13 protein-coding genes are annotated in these 16,677 nt (G+C 62.2%); all 13 read right to left on the bottom strand.

Translation table 11 applies throughout. The annotated features are described in order from the left end of the window. The 13 genes from TU80_RS22640 to dksA all read right to left on the bottom strand — a co-directional run bounded on the left by TU80_RS22640 (position 1) and on the right by dksA (position 16,426). Positions 1–1,017: a class I SAM-dependent rRNA methyltransferase gene (locus TU80_RS22640; protein WP_057005457.1), complete on the bottom strand. Its 1,017-nt coding sequence runs from the start codon at positions 1,015–1,017 to the stop codon at positions 1–3. A gap of 57 nt (positions 1,018–1,074) precedes the next feature. After that, positions 1,075–1,944: an oxygenase MpaB family protein gene (locus TU80_RS22635; RefSeq protein ID WP_046382047.1), complete on the bottom strand. Its 870-nt coding sequence runs from the start codon at positions 1,942–1,944 to the stop codon at positions 1,075–1,077. A gap of 16 nt (positions 1,945–1,960) precedes the next feature. After that, positions 1,961–3,898 (bottom strand): acetate--CoA ligase, encoded by a 1,938-nt coding sequence (acs, locus tag TU80_RS22630; RefSeq protein ID WP_057005456.1) that lies wholly within the window; start codon positions 3,896–3,898, stop codon positions 1,961–1,963. Positions 3,899–4,003: 105 nt separating this feature from the next. After that, complete coding sequence (pgi, locus tag TU80_RS22625) at positions 4,004–5,668, bottom strand: glucose-6-phosphate isomerase (protein ID WP_017847431.1); 1,665 nt, start codon at positions 5,666–5,668, stop codon at positions 4,004–4,006. A gap of 213 nt (positions 5,669–5,881) precedes the next feature. Next, the gene (gene panC, locus TU80_RS22620; RefSeq protein WP_057005455.1) at positions 5,882–6,733 is read right to left on the bottom strand and encodes a pantoate--beta-alanine ligase; all 852 of its coding nucleotides are present in this window, start codon (positions 6,731–6,733) and stop codon (positions 5,882–5,884) included. Beyond that, positions 6,730–7,530, bottom strand: coding sequence for a 3-methyl-2-oxobutanoate hydroxymethyltransferase (gene panB / locus TU80_RS22615; protein WP_046382049.1), 801 nt, complete (start codon positions 7,528–7,530; stop codon positions 6,730–6,732). Before panB ends, panC begins: the two co-directional genes overlap by 4 nt. 240 nt (positions 7,531–7,770) lie before the next feature. Further along, positions 7,771–8,268 carry a 2-amino-4-hydroxy-6-hydroxymethyldihydropteridine diphosphokinase gene (gene folK / locus TU80_RS22610; RefSeq protein WP_017847434.1) on the bottom strand — a complete coding sequence of 166 codons (498 nt, stop codon included), beginning with the start codon at positions 8,266–8,268 and terminating at the stop codon, positions 7,771–7,773. Positions 8,269–8,270: 2 nt separating this feature from the next. Further along, entirely contained in the window at positions 8,271–9,674 is a 1,404-nt protein-coding gene (locus TU80_RS22605; RefSeq protein WP_046382050.1) for a polynucleotide adenylyltransferase PcnB, read from the bottom strand. Between the two features lie 697 nt (positions 9,675–10,371). Beyond that, positions 10,372–11,811, bottom strand: coding sequence for a sigma-54-dependent transcriptional regulator (locus TU80_RS22600; protein WP_017847436.1), 1,440 nt, complete (start codon positions 11,809–11,811; stop codon positions 10,372–10,374). 22 nt (positions 11,812–11,833) lie between these two features. Next, positions 11,834–14,788, bottom strand: coding sequence for a sensor histidine kinase (locus tag TU80_RS22595; protein ID WP_164887002.1), 2,955 nt, complete (start codon positions 14,786–14,788; stop codon positions 11,834–11,836). Beyond that, on the bottom strand, positions 14,772–14,948 hold the full coding sequence (locus TU80_RS32770; RefSeq protein ID WP_003176118.1) for a hypothetical protein: 177 nt from the start codon (positions 14,946–14,948) through the stop codon (positions 14,772–14,774). Before TU80_RS32770 ends, TU80_RS22595 begins: the two co-directional genes overlap by 17 nt. A gap of 62 nt (positions 14,949–15,010) precedes the next feature. Beyond that, the gene (gene gluQRS / locus TU80_RS22585) at positions 15,011–15,898 is read right to left on the bottom strand and encodes a tRNA glutamyl-Q(34) synthetase GluQRS (RefSeq protein ID WP_017847438.1); all 888 of its coding nucleotides are present in this window, start codon (positions 15,896–15,898) and stop codon (positions 15,011–15,013) included. A gap of 84 nt (positions 15,899–15,982) precedes the next feature. After that, positions 15,983–16,426, bottom strand: coding sequence for an RNA polymerase-binding protein DksA (dksA, locus tag TU80_RS22580; protein WP_017847439.1), 444 nt, complete (start codon positions 16,424–16,426; stop codon positions 15,983–15,985). Between the last annotated feature and the right edge of the window lie 251 nt (positions 16,427–16,677).

Below are 16,677 nucleotides of genomic sequence, written 5' to 3'. Positions count from 1 at the left end.
CTATAACTGCAGGATCAGAGTCTTCAACGGAGGTTGCTGGTCTTGCGACGGAAAGTCGGCGCCAGGAGGCATGATTTGCCAGTCGCGCACCGGACGCCCGGCTTTCTCGGCGCAACGTAGCACCTGCTCACGCCAATCGTCCATGCTCACTTTTGCCAGGTTGTTGCAGCAGATCAGCACGCCGTCGTCGGCGGTTGCCAACAGCGCCGGCTTGAGCAGGCTTTGATAGTCGCGCAACAGGTCGACGGTGCCGAAGGCGCTCTTGGCCCATGCCGGCGGGTCAAGCAACACCAGGTCATATTGACGCGGTTCCAGGCGCGGATAGCTCGGCAGTTTCTGCCCGCGCCGCTGGGTGATCGGCAGGCCGGCCAGCTGGCGAATCGCCGGGAAATAATCGGATTGCACGAACGTCATGGGTGCCAGTTGCGGGTTGAGCAGGCCGTTTTCGCGGCCGACCGCCAGGTTGCCTTCGGCAAAATCCAGGTTGCACACGTCACGGGCACCGCCGGCCGCGGCGCTCAGGCCCACGCCACAGGTGTAGGCGAACAGGTTCAGTACGCTTTTGCCGGCACTGTGTGTCTTGACCCAGCCGCGGGTGTTGCGCAGGTCGAGGAACAGCAACGGGTCTTGCCCTGCATGGCGCCCGCGCACGCGGTAATTGAGGCCCCATTCGTGGCCGACCAGGTCCTGCAGCGCTGGCGGTGTGGCGCGGTAGACCGTGTCTTCGCGGTCGATCCGCGAGTTGCCACGGGAACGGTCGTTGTACACCAGCAGCAATTCCAGGCCCATGTACTGGCTGATCAGTTGATGCAGGTCCAGCAAGTCTGCGCTTTCCAGCGGTTGGTGGAAGCTCTGCACCAGCAATTGCGGGCCATAGCGGTCGATGGTCAGGCCACCGGCGCCTTCCTGGCTGCCGTGGAACAGCCGGTAACAGTCGGTGCCTTGGGCGTGCAACTCGCTGATCAGGCCTTGACGATGATCGAGGGCGGCGCGCAGCGCCTGGTTCAGGGGAGACATGGAGCGCGCCTTGCTGGGTAAATGTGGGCGCGGAGTTTAGCAGTTATGGAGCGTCGCCTACATCAACCCCATCCGCCGATGCGCGCGCTGCACCGAGCCATTGCGCATTGCCCAACGCAGCACCGGCGCGCTGCGCTTGACCCCGGCACGCACCAACTGGCGTTGCAGCGGGCTCGGGTGTTGCCCCAGCATGTCGGCGGCCCAGGCCGGCAGCAGGTCGATCCCGGCCTGCATCATCAGGGCGCCAAAGGGTTTGGCCAGGGTGCTGGGCGCCGGGGCTTCGAGCAGCAGGCGCAGCACTTCGCGGCTGCGCGCGTCGCACAACAATTGTGGACGGATACGCGCCAGATAATCCGCAATTTCCTCGCGTGAGCGCGGCACATTCCGCGCGCCCAGGCGTTCGGCGACCAGGGCGATTTCGTTGTAGTAACGATCCTGATCGCGCCCCGACAGCTGCGGGTTGCGATAACGCACGTGTGCGGCGAGGAAGCTGCTGACCTCCGCCACATGCACCCAGGTCAGCAACTGCGGGTCGCTGGCCGCATAGGCGCGGCCGTCGGGTGCATGGCCGACAACCTGCAGGTGAATGGTGCGTACTTTCTCGATCAGCCAATCGGCGTCTTTGCGCGAGCCGAAGGTGGTGCCGGAAATGAACTGCGACGTGCGGCGCAGGCGCCCGAGCATGTCCTGGCGAAAGTTCGAATGGTCCCACACGCCAGCCAGCGCCAATGGGTGCAAGGCTTGCAGCATCAAGGCGCTGATGCCGCCGATGAGCATGCTGCTGAAATCGCCATGCACTTGCCAACTGACCGAGTCCGGGCCGAACAGGCCGGGGTCGCCCTTGGGGTTTTCCAGGTCCAACTGGCCCAGCGACAAGCCGGTGAGGCTCATCAACTGGGTTTCGATACGGCTGCGGATAAATTCCATGGCGACGCGCGGGTTCCTATCGGTTCAGGCGTTTGTCGATCAGGCCGGCGACCACGCTGGGGTCGGCCAGGGTGGAGGTATCTCCGAGGCTGTCCAACTCGTTGCAGGCTATTTTGCGCAAAATGCGTCGCATGATCTTACCCGAGCGGGTTTTCGGCAAGGCCGGGGCCCACTGGATCAGTTCCGGTTTGGCAAAGCTGCCGATTTCCTTGCTGACCAGTTCGAGCAGATGTTTCTTCAGTGTATCGCTGGGCTCCACGCCATTCATCGGCGTGACGAACGCATAGATGCCCTGGCCTTTGACGTCATGGGGATAGCCCACCACCGCAGCCTCGGCGACCCAGTCATGCAACACCAGGGCACTTTCCACCTCGGCGGTGCCGATACGGTGGCCGGAGACGTTGATCACATCGTCGATGCGCCCGGTGATCCAGTAGTCGCCGTCTTCGTCACGCCGCGCGCCATCGCCGGTGAAGTAATAACCGGGGTAGGGTTTAAAGTAGGTGTCGATCATGCGCTGCGGGTCGCCATAGACACTGCGGATCTGCCCCGGCCAACTGGATTTGATCGCCAGCACGCCGCTGCCCGGGCCGTTGATTTCCTTGCCGTGCTCATCGAGCAGCACCGGCAGCACGCCGAACATCGGTTGGGTCGCGCAGCCGGGCTTGATGCGCTGGGCGCTGACCAGCGGGCTGAGCATGATGCCGCCGGTTTCGGTCTGCCACCAGGTATCGACAATCGGGCAGCGTTGTTCGCCGACGGCGTTGAAGTACCAGTCCCAGGCTTCCGGATTGATCGGCTCACCGACGCTGCCGAGCAGGCGCAGGCTGGCGCGGGAGGTGTTCTCCAACGGAGCGTGGCCCTCGCGCATCAATGCGCGCAGGGCCGTCGGCGCGGTATAGAAGATATTGACCTGATGCTTGTCGATGACCTGCCAGAAGCGCGAGCTGCTCGGGTAGCTGGGCACGCCTTCGAACATCAGCGAGGTGGCGCCGTTGGCCAGCGGGCCGTACACGATGTAGCTGTGGCCGGTGACCCAACCCACATCGGCGGTACACCAGAACACTTCGCCGTCGCGGTAGTCGAGCACGTACTTGAAGGTCATCGCGGCTTGCAGCAGGTAGCCGCCGGTGGTGTGCAGCACGCCCTTGGGTTTGCCGGTGCTGCCGGAGGTGTAGAGGATAAACAGCGGGTCTTCGGCGTCCATCGGCTCGGGTGGGCAGTCATCGCTGGCGGCATCCACGGCCTGTTGATAGTTGAGGTCGCGGCCTTCGCTCCAGTTCACGGTGGCCCCGGTGCGCGCTACCACCAGCACGGTGCTGACGTTCGGGCAACTGGCCAGGGCCTTGTCGACATTTTGTTTCAACGCCACCGGCTTGCCGCCGCGCACGCCCTCATCGGCGGTGATCACCGTGCGGCAGTCGGCGTCGAGAATGCGGTCGCGCAGGGCGTCGGGTGAAAAGCCGCCAAACACCACCGAATGCACCGCCCCAATCCGCGTACAGGCGAGCATGGCGTAGGCCGCTTGCGGAATCATCGGCATGTAGATGCACACCCGGTCGCCTTTTTTCACGCCACGGCTTTTCAGCACATTGGCCAGGCGGCTGACGTTTTGATGCAGTTGGCGGTAGGTGATGGTGGAAGATACTGTCGGATCATCGCCCTCCCAGATGAAGGCCGGTTGCTCGGCGCGTTGCGCCAGGTGGCGGTCGATGCAGTTGTAGCTGACGTTCAATTGGCCGCCGGCAAACCATTGGGTGGCGCCGGTCTGGATGTCCGAGGTATTGACGGTGTGCCAGGGCGTGGTCCAGTCGAGAAAGCGCCTGGCCTGTTCGGCCCAGAACGTGTCCGGCTGTTCGATGGATTGGCGATAGAGGCGCTGATAGTCCTCTTGACTCAGTTGCGCAGCCCGGCGGACGGCATCGGCGATGGGAAACATGCTGATATCGAACATGAGCGATCCTTATTCTTGTTTTTGCGACAAGTCATAAAGATGCACCCAGTCGGGGGCGGGTTCAAGGCCGACGTCCGAATGGACGCCGGCCCTGTGTGACCGACGTCAGCCGCGGTGACGACCGCGGAAGTAGTTGATCAGGCCCTGGGTCGACGCATCGTCGGCCAGGCTTTCTTCGGCGCCGGTCAGGCGGTTGTAGACGCCCTTGCCCAGTTCCTTGCCCAGCTCCACGCCCCATTGGTCGAAGGCGTTGATGCCCCAGATCACGCTTTGCACGAACACTTTGTGTTCATACATCGCGACCAGTGCGCCCAGGCGCCGCGGGCTGATGCGCTCGACCACCAGGGTGTTGCTCGGACGGTTGCCCGGGATCACCTTGTGCGGGGCCAGCTTCTGCACGTCGGCTTCCGGCAGGCCCTTGTCGCGCAGCTCGGCTTCGGCTTCGCTGCGGGTCTTGCCGAGCATCAGCGCCTGGCTCTGGGACAGGCAGTTGGCGTACAGCCACTGATGGTGGTCGGAGACCGGGTTGAAGCTGACGATCGGCACGATAAAGTCGGCCGGGATCAGTTGGGTGCCCTGGTGCAGCAACTGGTGGTACGCGTGCTGGCCGTTGCAGCCCACGCCGCCCCAGATCACCGGGCCGGTATCGGTGGACACCGGCGTACCGTCCTGGCGCACGCTCTTGCCGTTGGATTCCATGTCCAGCTGTTGCAAGTGTTTGGTGATGTTACGCAGGTAGTGGTCGTAGGGCAGGATCGCATGGCTCTGCGCGCCCCAGAAGTTGCCATACCACACACCCAGCAGGCCGAGCAGCACCGGCATGTTCTGTTCGAACGGCGCGTTCTGGAAATGCTGGTCCATGGTGTAGGCACCGGACAGCAGTTCCTTGAAGTTCGACATGCCGATGGCCAGGGCGATGGGCAGGCCGATGGCCGACCACAGCGAGTAACGGCCGCCGACCCAGTCCCACATCGGGAAGATGTTTTCTTCGCGGATACCGAAGGCCACGGCGGCCGCGTTGTTGCTCGATACGGCGATGAAGTGGCGATACAGCTCGGCTTCCGAGCCGCCCTGGGCCAGGTACCAGGCGCGGGCGGCCTGGGCGTTTTTCAGGGTTTCGAGGGTGTTGAAGGATTTCGACGAGACGATGAACAGCGTGGTCTCGGCACGCAGCTTCATGGTCAGCTCGTGGAACTCGCTGCCGTCGATGTTCGCCAGGTAGTGGCAGCGCACGCCTTTGTGGGCGTAGGACAGCAACGCTTCGGAGACCAGCTCCGGGCCGAGGAACGAGCCACCGATGCCGATGTTCACCACGTCGGTGATCGGCTTCTCGGTGTAGCCGCGCCACAGGCCGTCGTGGATGCGGCCCACGAGGTCGGTGATCTGGTTCAACACCTTGTGTACGTCCGGCATGATGTTCACGCCGTTGACCGACAACTTGTCGCCCACTGGGCGGCGCAGGGCGGTGTGCAGGGCAGGGCGACCCTCGGACGAGTTCACCGGCTCGCCGGCATACAGCGCGTCGATCGCGGCTTTAAGGTCGACTTCCTTGGCCAGGTCCACGAGCAGGTTGCGGGTTTCGCTGGTGATCAGGTTTTTCGAGTAATCGAGGAAAAGCCCGCAGCTGCTCAAGGTGAATTGGGAAAAACGCTGAGGATCGGCATTGAACGCGTCGCGCATGCTGAAATCCTGCATGGCTTGGCGATGTTGATTGAGCGCTCGCCAGGCGGGCAGAGCGGTAACGTCATGAGGGGTGCGGTAGTACGCCATCGCTGCGGGTTTCCTTTTATTACGGGGACTGCCTTTAGGACACTTCAAAGCCCGAAACATCCAGTCTTTCATCAAGCAATGGGTTCCGGACAGCGCTAACCATAGCGCAGGGCGAATACATTAAACCTAGCGTGTCGATATGTCTTGGCTTTGTCTGCGCTGTGGCCGGTACTTTTTTATACCGGCGCATCAGGCTGGGCAACGGGCAGGGGGTCAGTCGAGGGTCAGATGCAGGTTGTCGATCAGACGCGTCGCGCCCAGGTAGGCCGCGACCAGGATCACTACATCGCGATCCTCGGCCATAGCCGGGCGCAGGTGGACGCCTTGGCGCACTTCGAGGTAATCCACGCGCATGCCGGCGGCTTCGATCTGCTGGACCTGTTCGGCACGCAGTTTGGCGAAGTCGCGGTCGCCGCCTTTGATGGCGGCGGCAATCTGACTCAGGCTGCGGTACAACGTCGGCGCAACGGCCCGCTGCTCGGCGGTGAGGTAACCGTTGCGCGATGACAGCGCGAGGCCATCCTCGGCGCGCACGGTCGGTTCACCGATGATCTGGATCGGCATGTTCAGGTCATGGACCATGGCGCGAATCACGGCCAGTTGCTGGTAGTCCTTCTGACCAAACACGGCCATATCCGGCTGGACCATGTTGAACAGCTTGTTGACCACCGTGGCCACACCTTCAAAGTGCCCGGGACGGCTGGCGCCGCACAGGCCTTCGGACAATTGCGGCACGCTGACGCGGGTCTGGCCGGTCATGCCGCTGGGGTACATTTCCTCGACGCTTGGCGCGAACAACAGGTTGCAGCCGGCTTGCAGGAGTTTTTCCTGGTCGGCGGCGAGGGTACGCGGGTACTTGTCCAGGTCTTCGCCGGCGCCAAATTGCAGCGGGTTGACGAAGATGCTCGCGACCACGAAATCCGCCTGTTGGGCCGCCTTGGCCACGAGGGCCGCGTGGCCGCTGTGCAGGTTGCCCATGGTGGGCACAAAGCCGATACGTTTGCCGGCGCTGCGGGCATGGGTAACGGCGGCCCGCAGTTCACGTAGGGTTTTTACGGTGTTCATGCAGAGAATCCGTGTTCGGCGCCTGGGAAGGTCACGCCTTTGACTTCGGCGACGTATGCGCTCAACGCGGCGTGGATGCTGTCCTGGCCGGTCATGAAGTTTTTCACGAACTTCGGTACCCGGCCGGTCATCGACAGGCCGAGCATGTCGTGCAGCACCAGGACCTGGCCGTCGGTGGCCGACCCGGCACCAATGCCGATCACCGGCACTTTGACCGCATGGGTGATCTCCGCGGCCAGTTCGCTGGGCACGCACTCGAGCACGATCATCGCGGCGCCGGCTTGTTCCAGGGCGATGGCATCGGCACGCATCTGGCGCGCCTGGGCTTCGTTGCGGCCCTGGACTTTATAGCCGCCGAGGATGTTCACGGACTGCGGTGTCAGGCCCATGTGCGCGCACACCGGCACGCCGCGTTCAGCGAGCATGCGGATCGAGTCGGCGAGCCAGGCGGCCCCTTCGAGCTTGACCATGTGCGCGCCGGCTTGCATCAATTTGCCGGCGTTGTGGAAGGTCTGTTCGACGGTGGCGTAACCCATGAACGGCAGGTCGGCGATGATAAAGGCGCCGTCGTTACCGCGCTTGACGCTGGCGGTGTGGTACGCAAGTTCATCCGTGGTGACGGGCAGGGTGCTGTCATGCCCTTGAAGCACCATGCCGAGGGAGTCGCCCACCAGTAACACCTCGACACCGGCTTGGCAGCAGGCGTGGGCGAAGGTGGCGTCATAGCAGGTCAGCATCGTGATTTTTTCACCTTTGAGCTTGAGGCTCTGCAAGGTGGTCAGGGTAACGTCTGGCATGAAAAGGGTCCTCGTTCAGGCGCATGGAAACAGCGAGTAACGCGCGTGAGTCTTCGTTTATACAGGCGCACTTTCTTGAGAGCAGTGCTTATAAGGCCTGGATTGCGCCCTTTAGCGCCGGTTGGCGGCAGCGGGACGCCTATAGTCGTGAGGAGGACACGGGAAGTCAATTGCATGTGTTACCGCATTGTTACGACGGTGGTGTTACCGCTGTTACTGATGCGATTCAGCAGTGGCTGATCAACGCTGGGTGCTGAGCGCAGGCATGCGTTCCAGGCCGACAAACGGGCAGGCTGCGAGCAGGTCGCTGAGGCGCCGGCCATCGGGCAATTGCAGGGTGGCTGGGGCCAGTTCGGCCAGCGGGTACAGCACGAAGGCGCGCAGGTGCATCTGATAGTGCGGCACTTGCAGGCGTGGTTCGTCGATCAGGCGGTCGCCGAACAGCAGGATATCCAGGTCGAGCGTGCGTGGGCCCCAACGCTCAAGGCGCTCGCGGCCTTGGTCGTTCTCGATGGCTTGCAGCGCATCGAGCAGTTCCAGTGGCGCCAGGCAGCTGTCCAGGGCCGCGACCGCATTGGTGTAGCGCGGTTGGCCGGGGAGCAGGGAGTCGCTTTGATAGAAGGCCGACACCCCGGCGACGGTAGTGCCCGGCAATTGCGCCAACGCCTCGATAGCATTGCGCAATTGTTGCTCCGGGGCCGCCAGGTTGCTGCCCATGCCGATGTAGATGCGTTCCACGTTTATTCGCCTGCGGCGCCCGAGGCATCGGCGGCACTGCGCTTGCGTTTGCTCCCGCTGCGACGACGCTTCTTGGGCCCTTCGCCGACGCCATCGCCTTTGCTGCCGAGTTCACGAATCATCTCGCGGCGCTCGCTGTCATTGGCGTCCTGGTAGTCGGTCCACCATTCGCCCAGGTCGTCGGTCTGCTCGCCGGCGCTTTCACGCAGCAGCAGGAAGTCGTAGCCGGCACGGAAGCGCGGGTTCTCCAGCAACAGGTCGGCGCGCTTGCCGCTGCGACGCGGCAGGCGTTCCTGCATGTCCCAGATCTCGCGGATCGGCAGGGTGAAGCGTTTCGGGATGGCGATGCGCTGGCACTGCTCGGCGATCAACTCGTGAGCGGCTTCCTGCATGGCCGGGATCGGCGGCATGCCACGGTCCTGCAGGCGCAGTACGCGTTTGGGCAAGGCCGGCCACAACAGGGCGGCAAACAGGAACGCCGGGGTAACCGGTTTGTTCTGTTTGATGCGCAGGTCGGTGTTGATCAACGCTTCGCTGATCAGGGTGTGGGTATACGTCGGGTTGTATTCCAGTGCTTCGGCGCTTGCCGGGAACAAGGGATCGAACAACTGCAGGTCGACGAGCATTTCGAAGGTATCGGCGGCGTAGCCCGAGAGGAACAGCTTGAGCACTTCTTCGAACAGGCGCGCCGAGGGGATTTCCCGCAGCATCGGCGCCAGTTCGCGAATCGGTGCAGCCGTGTGGCGCTCGATACCGAAGTTCAGCTTCGCGGCGAAACGCACCGCCCGCAGCATGCGTACCGGGTCTTCCTGGTAGCGCTGCGTCGGGTCGCCGATCAGGCGGATCAGGTTGTTGCGAATATCGTGTACGCCGTTGGCGTAATCGAGGATGCGCTCGCTGACCGGGTCGTAATACAAGGCGTTGATGGTGAAGTCGCGGCGCTGCGCGTCTTCTTCCAGGGTGCCGTAGACGTTGTCGCGCAGGATGCGTCCGCTTTCGTTGCGGGAAGACTGATTGGTGTCTTCTTCCTCATCGTTTTGCGGATGACCGGCACGGAAGGTCGCGACCTCGATGATTTCGCGGCCAAAGTGAATATGCACCAGCTTGAAGCGGCGGCCGATGATGCGCGCATTGCGAAACTCGGCGCGCACTTGCTCGGGCGTGGCGCTGGTGGCGACGTCGAAGTCCTTGGGTGTGATATTGAGCAACATGTCGCGTACACAGCCGCCCACCAGATAAGCCTGGTAACCGGCGTTCTGCAAACGTTCGACGATGTTCACTGCATAACGGCTGAACTGAGCGCGTTGCAGCGAATGTTGGCTGCTGTTGAGCACTTCAGGCGTGCTGCGTTTGTGTTGCGTTCGACGCAAGGGAGAACGGAATGACTGGAACAACTTCTTCAGCATGGGATGCACTGTTTGAAGGAATGTTCGGCCATAACGAAGAATGACCGCATGATGGGCCGGGATTCTAGCATTTAGTCGGGGGATGGTGTAGGAACAAGCTACAGGCCTTGCGCCATAAGCCTAAAAACGTCAAATACCGGAAACTACAAGGGGAGCCGAAGCTCCCCCAGAAGTAGTTGCGTGCTCTATTTTTATTATTGGTTTCGGGCTTTTTGTTTTTGTTGATCGCCCTCGCCATGAAGTGTGACCTTCATGACACTCCCAATCGGGAGTCAAGAGCAAACGGATTGCTTTGGTCGCTGTGTTGCTGATCTACGATCCAACCAGTTCAGGCTCTGCCTTAGGGCAGTTTTTGTTGTTCTCGGCCTGGTTGCGGGGCAAGCCCCAAATGCAACGCCTCTCCAAAAGAATCAGTTAGCTGCGCCTCCGCCGTGTTGTTTTTATTGTGCGTGAGTCGATTCGTCTTATTTTTATTGTCTTGTACAAAGCTTGTTATTGTTTTTGTACTAAGCATATAGCAGGGTGCGTGCCAACTTTTGCGCCGACCAGCAAAACCAGGGGGTTGAGGGGTTTTTGGCTGTTTGGCGGCGAAAAAAAAGCCGGGGCTTCGTTACCGTAAGCCCCGGCTTTTGTTACGCGAAATATCCGCGGTAACAGTTTTTTCACATTGGCGGGTGTTACCTGTGGGCGCGCGCCCTCAGCTTTCGCTGGCCACTCCGGTCTTGCGCCGTGGAATGCCCAGGCGTTGGCGCCGTTCCCACAGGCACTTGCGGCTTACGCCCAGCTTGCGCGCCAGTTCGGTCTCGGTCATGTGGTCCTGGTGCTCGAGGACGAAATGCTGGAAGTAGTCTTCCAGTGACAAATCTTCCGTCGGTTCATGGCTGGTATTGCCGGCGGCGCCCTGTTGCGGGGCCAGGCCGATGAAGTCGTCGTCTTCCAGGTCACTGAGCTCTATATCGATACCCAGCAGTTCGGCGGAAATTTCCGGGCTCTCCGACAGAATCACCGCACGCTCGACCGCGTTCTCCAATTCCCGCACGTTACCCGGCCACGAATAGTGCCGAATCGCCTGCTCGGCGTCTGCGGCGAACCGCAGGTCGGTACGGTTGATGCGCGCGCTCTGGCGCAACAGGAACGCATTGGCGATCTCGTTGACGTCGGCACCCCGTTCCCGCAGGGCCGGCAGCTTGAGTGCGATCACATGCAGGCGGTAATACAAGTCTTCACGGAACTGGCCGATCTTGGCCAGGCTCTTGAGGTCGCGGTGAGTGGCCGCGATCAGGCGCACATCGACCTTCTGCGATTGCACCGAACCCACCCGGCGGATTTCGCCTTCTTGCAGTACACGCAGCAGGCGCGCCTGGGCTTCCAGGGGCAACTCGCCGATTTCGTCGAGGAACAGCGTGCCGCCGTCCGCCGCTTCCACCAGGCCCGCGCGCCCGGCGCTGGCGCCGGTAAACGCGCCTTTCTCGTGGCCGAACAGTTCGGACTCGATCAGGGATTCGGGGATTGCCGCGCAGTTCACCGAGATCATCGGTGCCTTGGCGCGCTTGGACAGGTTGTGCAGGGCGCGGGCCACCAGTTCCTTACCGGTCCCCGACTCGCCCTGGATCAGCACATTCGAGTCCGTCGGCGCCACTTTGCGGATCTTGCTGTACAGGTCCTGCATCGGTGGGCAGGAGCCGATGATGCCGATCTCGCCATTGCTGTTGTCGACGCCCGGCTTGTCGGCGCCGTTGGCCGCCTTGCCAGCGGGACGCTGTTCGGCCGTAGCGCTGCTGGCCGACTGGCGGTCACGCAGGATGCGGGCCACGGCCTGGAGCATCTCATCGTGGTCGAACGGCTTGGCGATGTAGTCCACCGCGCCCATCTTCATGGAGTCCACCGCCGAGCGCAGGCTGGCGTAGCTGGTCATGATCAGCACCGGGGTGCCCTGGCCGAGCTTGATCAACTCGGTGCCCGGCGCGCCGGGCAGGCGCAGGTCGCTGACAATCAGGTCGAACGTGGGAATACTGAACCGCTCTTGGGCTTCCTGCACCGAGCCGGCTTCGCTGACCTGGTACTGATTACGTTCAAGCAGGCGACGCAAGGCAGAGCGGATAATGGTTTCGTCTTCGACGATCAAAATGTGCGGCATTGATTCAATTCTCTCGACGGTCTCAGTTCACAGCGGACGTCGCTTCGACATGACGCGGCAAGGTCACCCGAATACGGGTGCCGCGTTGGCTTTCTGTGTCAGCCGGGCTGTCGATGGTGATTTGTCCATAATGCTCTTCAACGATGGAATAGACCAGTGCAAGGCCCAGACCGGTGCCTTCACCGGGGTCCTTGGTGGTGAAGAAGGGTTCGAACAAGCGGTCCTTGATGTTCTGTGGAATGCCGCTGCCTTCGTCCTCCACGATCAGGTCGACCGTGTGCTCGAAAGCCTCGCTCTTGACGCGTACCGCACTGCCGGCCGGGGACGCGTCGCGGGCGTTCGACAGCAGGTTGATCAACACCTGCGCCAAGCGCTGGGAGTCACCGTCGACCCAGTGGTCCGGATCGCATAGGTTGAAGAACTGTACTTCGAAATTGCGCCGATTCAAGGCCAGCAGCCCAATGGCATCCTGTGCCACTTCGGCCAGGCACACCGCTTCGTCGTGGTTCTGATGGGCGCCGGCGTGGGCGAAGCTCATCAGCGACTGCACGATGCGCGACACGCGCTTGGTCTGTTCGAGGATCTGCCCGCTGATCTCGGTGATTTCGCCGTCTTCCTCGCGCTCTTCGCGCAGGTTCTGCGCCAGGCAGGCGATACCGGTGATCGGGTTGCCGATTTCATGGGCCACGCCGGCCGCCAGGCGACCGATACTGGCCAGGCGCTCGGAATGCACCAGCTTGTCTTCGAGCATCTGGGTTTCGGTCAGGTCTTCGACGAGCAACACCAGGCCGCTGTTACCGGGGGCCAGGGGCTCGTCGATCGCCGCCTTGTGCAGGTTGAGCCAGCGGGTCTGGCCGTCGAGGGCCAGGTGCTGCTTGTGCAAGTGTTCGTCGGGCAGGTTGATAAAGCCTTGCAGCAGTTCCTTCCACGGGTCGCCCAGGGTATTGAGGCGCGAGCCCACGACCCGTTGCGCGGCAATGCCGGTGAGTTCTTCCATGGCCTTGTTCCACATCAGAATCTCCTGGTCCTTGGCCAGGGAGCAGACCCCCATCGGCAGTTCCTGCAAGGTCTGGCGGTGGTAGCGGCGCAGGGCATCGAGTTCGGCGGCCAGGCCAGTGAGGCGTGAGTGATAATCCTCGAGCCGGCTTTCGATGAAGTGGATGTCTTCAGTGACGTAGTTTTCGCCGCTCGCCTTGTAGGGCAGGAACGTTTCCACCATGTCCTGCGACACGCTGGGGCCCATCAGCCCGGACAGGTTGGCTTCGATTCGGTCGCGCAGGCGGCGCAGGGCGTAGGGACGGCGCTCGTCGAACGGCAGATAGAGGTCGCGCAGCGCTTGTTCGACTTCCTTTTGCGCGGCCTTGGCGCCCAGGGGCTTGGCCAGTTGCGTGGCGAACTCTTGGGGCGAGGCGGCATGCAGTTCACGGCGTTGCGGGCGGCGCACGTTGTCCACCGCGCAGGCTTCGGCGGCGCTGGTTTCTTCCGGGCTGGCGTTGGTGAACAGCGAGATCAGGGTGAACATCAGCACGTTGGCGGCCAGCGAGGCGATCGCCGCCATGTGCCAGCTGGTGTCGTCGAGCACGTAGATCATGTTCAGTAGCGGGATGTAGAAACCCTGCAGGTTGCCGACCAACGGCAGCAACATGGTCACCAGCCACACCAGAATCCCGGCGAGCAACCCGGCGATAAAGCCGCGTCGATTGGCCGTCGGCCAGTACAGCACCGACAACACCCCTGGCAGGAACTGCAAGGTGGCGACAAACGCGACGATCCCCAGGTTGGCCAGGTCTTGCCCGGCGCCCAGCAGCAGGTAGAAACCGTAGCCGGCCATGATGATCGCGACGATCAGCGCGCGGCGGGTCCATTTCAGCCAGCGGTAGATATTGCCTTCGGCCGGCGGCTGGTACAGCGGCAGCACCAGGTGATTGAGCGCCATGCCCGAGAGCGCCAGCGTGGTGACGATGATCAGGCCACTGGCCGCCGACAACCCGCCGACATAGGCCAGCAGCGCCAGGGCCGGGCTGTTGGCGGCGATGCCGACGCCGAGGGTGAAATATTCGGGGTTGGTGGTGGCGCCCAACTTCAGGCCGGCCCACAGGATCAGCGGCACCGCCAGACTCATCAACAGCAGGAACAGCGGCAAGCCCCAACTGGCGCTGACCAGCGAGCGCGGGTTGAGGTTCTCGGTGAACGTCATGTGGTACATGTGCGGCATCACGATGGCCGAGGCGAAGAACACCAGCAGCAGCGTGCGCCACGGGCCTTCCTGCAGCGGGGTGTGCAGCGCGGCGAGGGCGGTCTGGTTTTGCAGCAGCCACAACTCCAGCTGTTGCGGGCCGTCGAATACGCCGTAGAGCGCATACAGGCCGACGCCACCGATGGCGATCAGCTTGATCACCGACTCGAAAGCAATCGCAAAGACCAGGCCTTCGTGTTTCTCGCGGGTGGCGATGTGGCGTGAACCGAAGAAAATCGTGAACAGGCTGATCAGCGCGCAGAAGGCCAGGGCCACGCGATACTGCACCGGCTCACGGGTCAGGATGCTGATGGAGTCGGCCACTGCCTGGATCTGCAGGGCCAGCAAGGGCAGCACGCCGATCAGCATGAAAATCGTGGTCAGCGCGCCGGCCCAGGTGCTGCGAAAGCGGAAGGCGAACAAGTCGGCCAGGGACGACAACTGATAGGTGCGGGTGATCTTCAGGATCGGGTACAGCAGCACCGGCGCCAGCAAGAAGGCCCCGGACACCCCGAGGTAACTGGACAGAAAGCCATACCCATACTGATAGGCCAGGCCCACCGTGCCATAGAACGCCCAGGCGCTGGCGTAGACGCCCAAGGACAAGGTGTAGGTCAACGGATGGCGAATGATCGCCCGCGGAATCATTCCGCGCTCACTGATCCAGGCGACACCGAACAGCGCGGCCAGGTAGGCGGCGCTGATCAGCAGCATCTGGGTGAGGCTAAAGCTCATCGGCATCTTTTTGGCTCTGCAGGATGAAAGTCACGACGATCAGGATCAGCCACAGCAGATAGGGGCGATACCAGGCGCCCGTGGCGTCGATCCACCAATCCATGATGGCGGGGGAAAACAGGTAGATCCCGACGACCAGCAGCAGGACCAAGCGATAGATGTACATGTTGGCCTCTGATTGAATAACTGCGGCGATGGTAACGGATGCCTGGCCGGCTGCAAGCGCCTTCAGCGCAACTGCGCTTCGGCCAGCGTGAGTGTGCGCGGGATCAGCTGCGCATCCCAGTGGGCAATGCCCCAATCCAGCAGTTCCCGTGGGCTGGCGTGCAGCAGTTCGTCGCCGGGTTGCTGGCCGAGGGCGCGCAGGGCTCTCAACAGCAAAGGCGTGGCCTGGTCCGTGGTCAAGGGCGGGGAACGATAGGATTTGCCCAACTTGTTACCGTCCGGCTGGACGATCAGCGGCACGTGCAGGTAACGCGGTTGGCGCAGTCCCAATAATTCTTGCAGGTACAGCTGGCGCGGCGTGGAGTCGAGCAGGTCGGCGCCGCGCACGATGTCGGTAACACCTTGCCAGGCGTCATCGAGCACCACGGCCAGTTGGTAGGCGTAGAGACCGTCACGGCGACGGATGATGAAGTCACCCACTTCGCGGCCCAGGTGTTGTCGGAATTCGCCTTGTACGCGGTCGGTAAAGTGGTACTCCAGCTCCGGGACGCGCAGGCGGATGGCCGCATCGTGCTGCTCATGACCGGCATTACGGCACAAGCCAGGGTAAATCCCGTGGTAGGGCTCCAGCTGTTTGCGCGAGCAGGTACAGGCGTAGGCCAGGCCGTGGTTGAACAGGTCGTTCAGCACCTTGGCGTAGGCATCGTGCCGGTCGCTTTGTCGGACCAGTTCACCGTCCCACTCGAAGCCATAGCTTTCCAGGGCATGCAGGATTGCCGCCTGGGCGCCGGGTTCTTCGCGGGGAGGGTCGAGGTCTTCCATACGCATCAGCCAGCGGCCATGGTTGGCGCGGGCGTCAAGGTAAGAGGCGAGGGCGGCGACCAGCGAGCCGAAGTGCAGGTGGCCGCTGGGTGTGGGGGCGAAACGCCCGATATAGGGAGAGGCTGTCATGGGCCGGATACTACTGGAAAATCGCTAAACGCCAGAAACAAAAATGGGGCGTTTGTACGCCCCATTCGTTCAGCTCGGCAGGGGTTACTTGCCGACCTGTTTTTCCTTGATTTCTGCCAGGTTCTTGCAGTCCACGCACATGTCGGCGGTAGGACGTGCTTCCAGGCGGCGAATACCGATTTCGATGCCGCAGCATTCGCACCAGCCGTATTCTTCGTCCTTGATCAACTGCAGTGTCTTGTCGATCTTCTTGATCAGCTTGCGTTCGCGATCACGGGCACGCAGTTCAAGGGCGAACTCTTCTTCCTGGCTCGCACGGTCGGCCGGATCAGGGAAGTTGGCTGCTTCGTCCTTCATATGGTCAACGGTGCGGTCGACCTCCTGCATCAAGTCTTGTTTCCACTTGTTAAGGATCTTGGTGAAGTGCTCGCGCATGGGCTCGCCCATGTACTCCTCACCTTCCTTCGTGACGTAAGGTTCGAAGCCGCTGAGGCCTGGGGATTGCTGTTGCTTTGCTTGGGTGGACATGAATAGACCGCCTCTCACTCTTCTAATCCATTGCGCAGGATTGCAACGTCACCGACACCTGCCGGCCCTGCGGCTGCAAGCGGGCGAACTTACCAGATAGATTCAGGGTGCGCCACTCCCGGTTGTCGAGGCCCATCACGCAGGGGTTGCAAACAGCAGCAACCCGCTGTGGCTGGGTATGAATCGTCTCGAAGGTTGATTTTAGTCGTTTTGCAAGCGCTTGCCGGGTTCATCGTGGACGGCCTGGCAGG

This window comes from Pseudomonas veronii, assembly GCF_001439695.1.
GTDB lineage: Bacteria > Pseudomonadota > Gammaproteobacteria > Pseudomonadales > Pseudomonadaceae > Aquipseudomonas > Aquipseudomonas veronii.
Note: the sequence above shows the minus strand (reverse complement) of the source record. Positions and strands in the feature narration are given on the sequence as shown.

What these genes read in the sequence shown, in the direction of transcription:
- TU80_RS22640 (WP_057005457.1), bottom strand. Translation starts at nt 1,017, where the DNA reads ATGTCTCCCCTGAACCAGGCGCTGCGCGCCGCCCTCGATCATCGTCAA.
- TU80_RS22605 (WP_046382050.1), bottom strand. Translation starts at nt 9,674, where the DNA reads ATGCTGAAGAAGTTGTTCCAGTCATTCCGTTCTCCCTTGCGTCGAACG.
- pgi (WP_017847431.1), bottom strand. Translation starts at nt 5,668, where the DNA reads ATGGCGTACTACCGCACCCCTCATGACGTTACCGCTCTGCCCGCCTGG.
- gluQRS (WP_017847438.1), bottom strand. Translation starts at nt 15,898, where the DNA reads ATGACAGCCTCTCCCTATATCGGGCGTTTCGCCCCCACACCCAGCGGC.
- dksA (WP_017847439.1), bottom strand. Translation starts at nt 16,426, where the DNA reads ATGTCCACCCAAGCAAAGCAACAGCAATCCCCAGGCCTCAGCGGCTTC.
- TU80_RS22600 (WP_017847436.1), bottom strand. Translation starts at nt 11,811, where the DNA reads ATGCCGCACATTTTGATCGTCGAAGACGAAACCATTATCCGCTCTGCC.
- TU80_RS32770 (WP_003176118.1), bottom strand. Translation starts at nt 14,948, where the DNA reads ATGTACATCTATCGCTTGGTCCTGCTGCTGGTCGTCGGGATCTACCTG.
- panC (WP_057005455.1), bottom strand. Translation starts at nt 6,733, where the DNA reads ATGAACACCGTAAAAACCCTACGTGAACTGCGGGCCGCCGTTACCCAT.
- TU80_RS22595 (WP_164887002.1), bottom strand. Translation starts at nt 14,788, where the DNA reads ATGCCGATGAGCTTTAGCCTCACCCAGATGCTGCTGATCAGCGCCGCC.
- TU80_RS22635 (WP_046382047.1), bottom strand. Translation starts at nt 1,944, where the DNA reads ATGGAATTTATCCGCAGCCGTATCGAAACCCAGTTGATGAGCCTCACC.
- acs (WP_057005456.1), bottom strand. Translation starts at nt 3,898, where the DNA reads ATGTTCGATATCAGCATGTTTCCCATCGCCGATGCCGTCCGCCGGGCT.
- panB (WP_046382049.1), bottom strand. Translation starts at nt 7,530, where the DNA reads ATGCCAGACGTTACCCTGACCACCTTGCAGAGCCTCAAGCTCAAAGGT.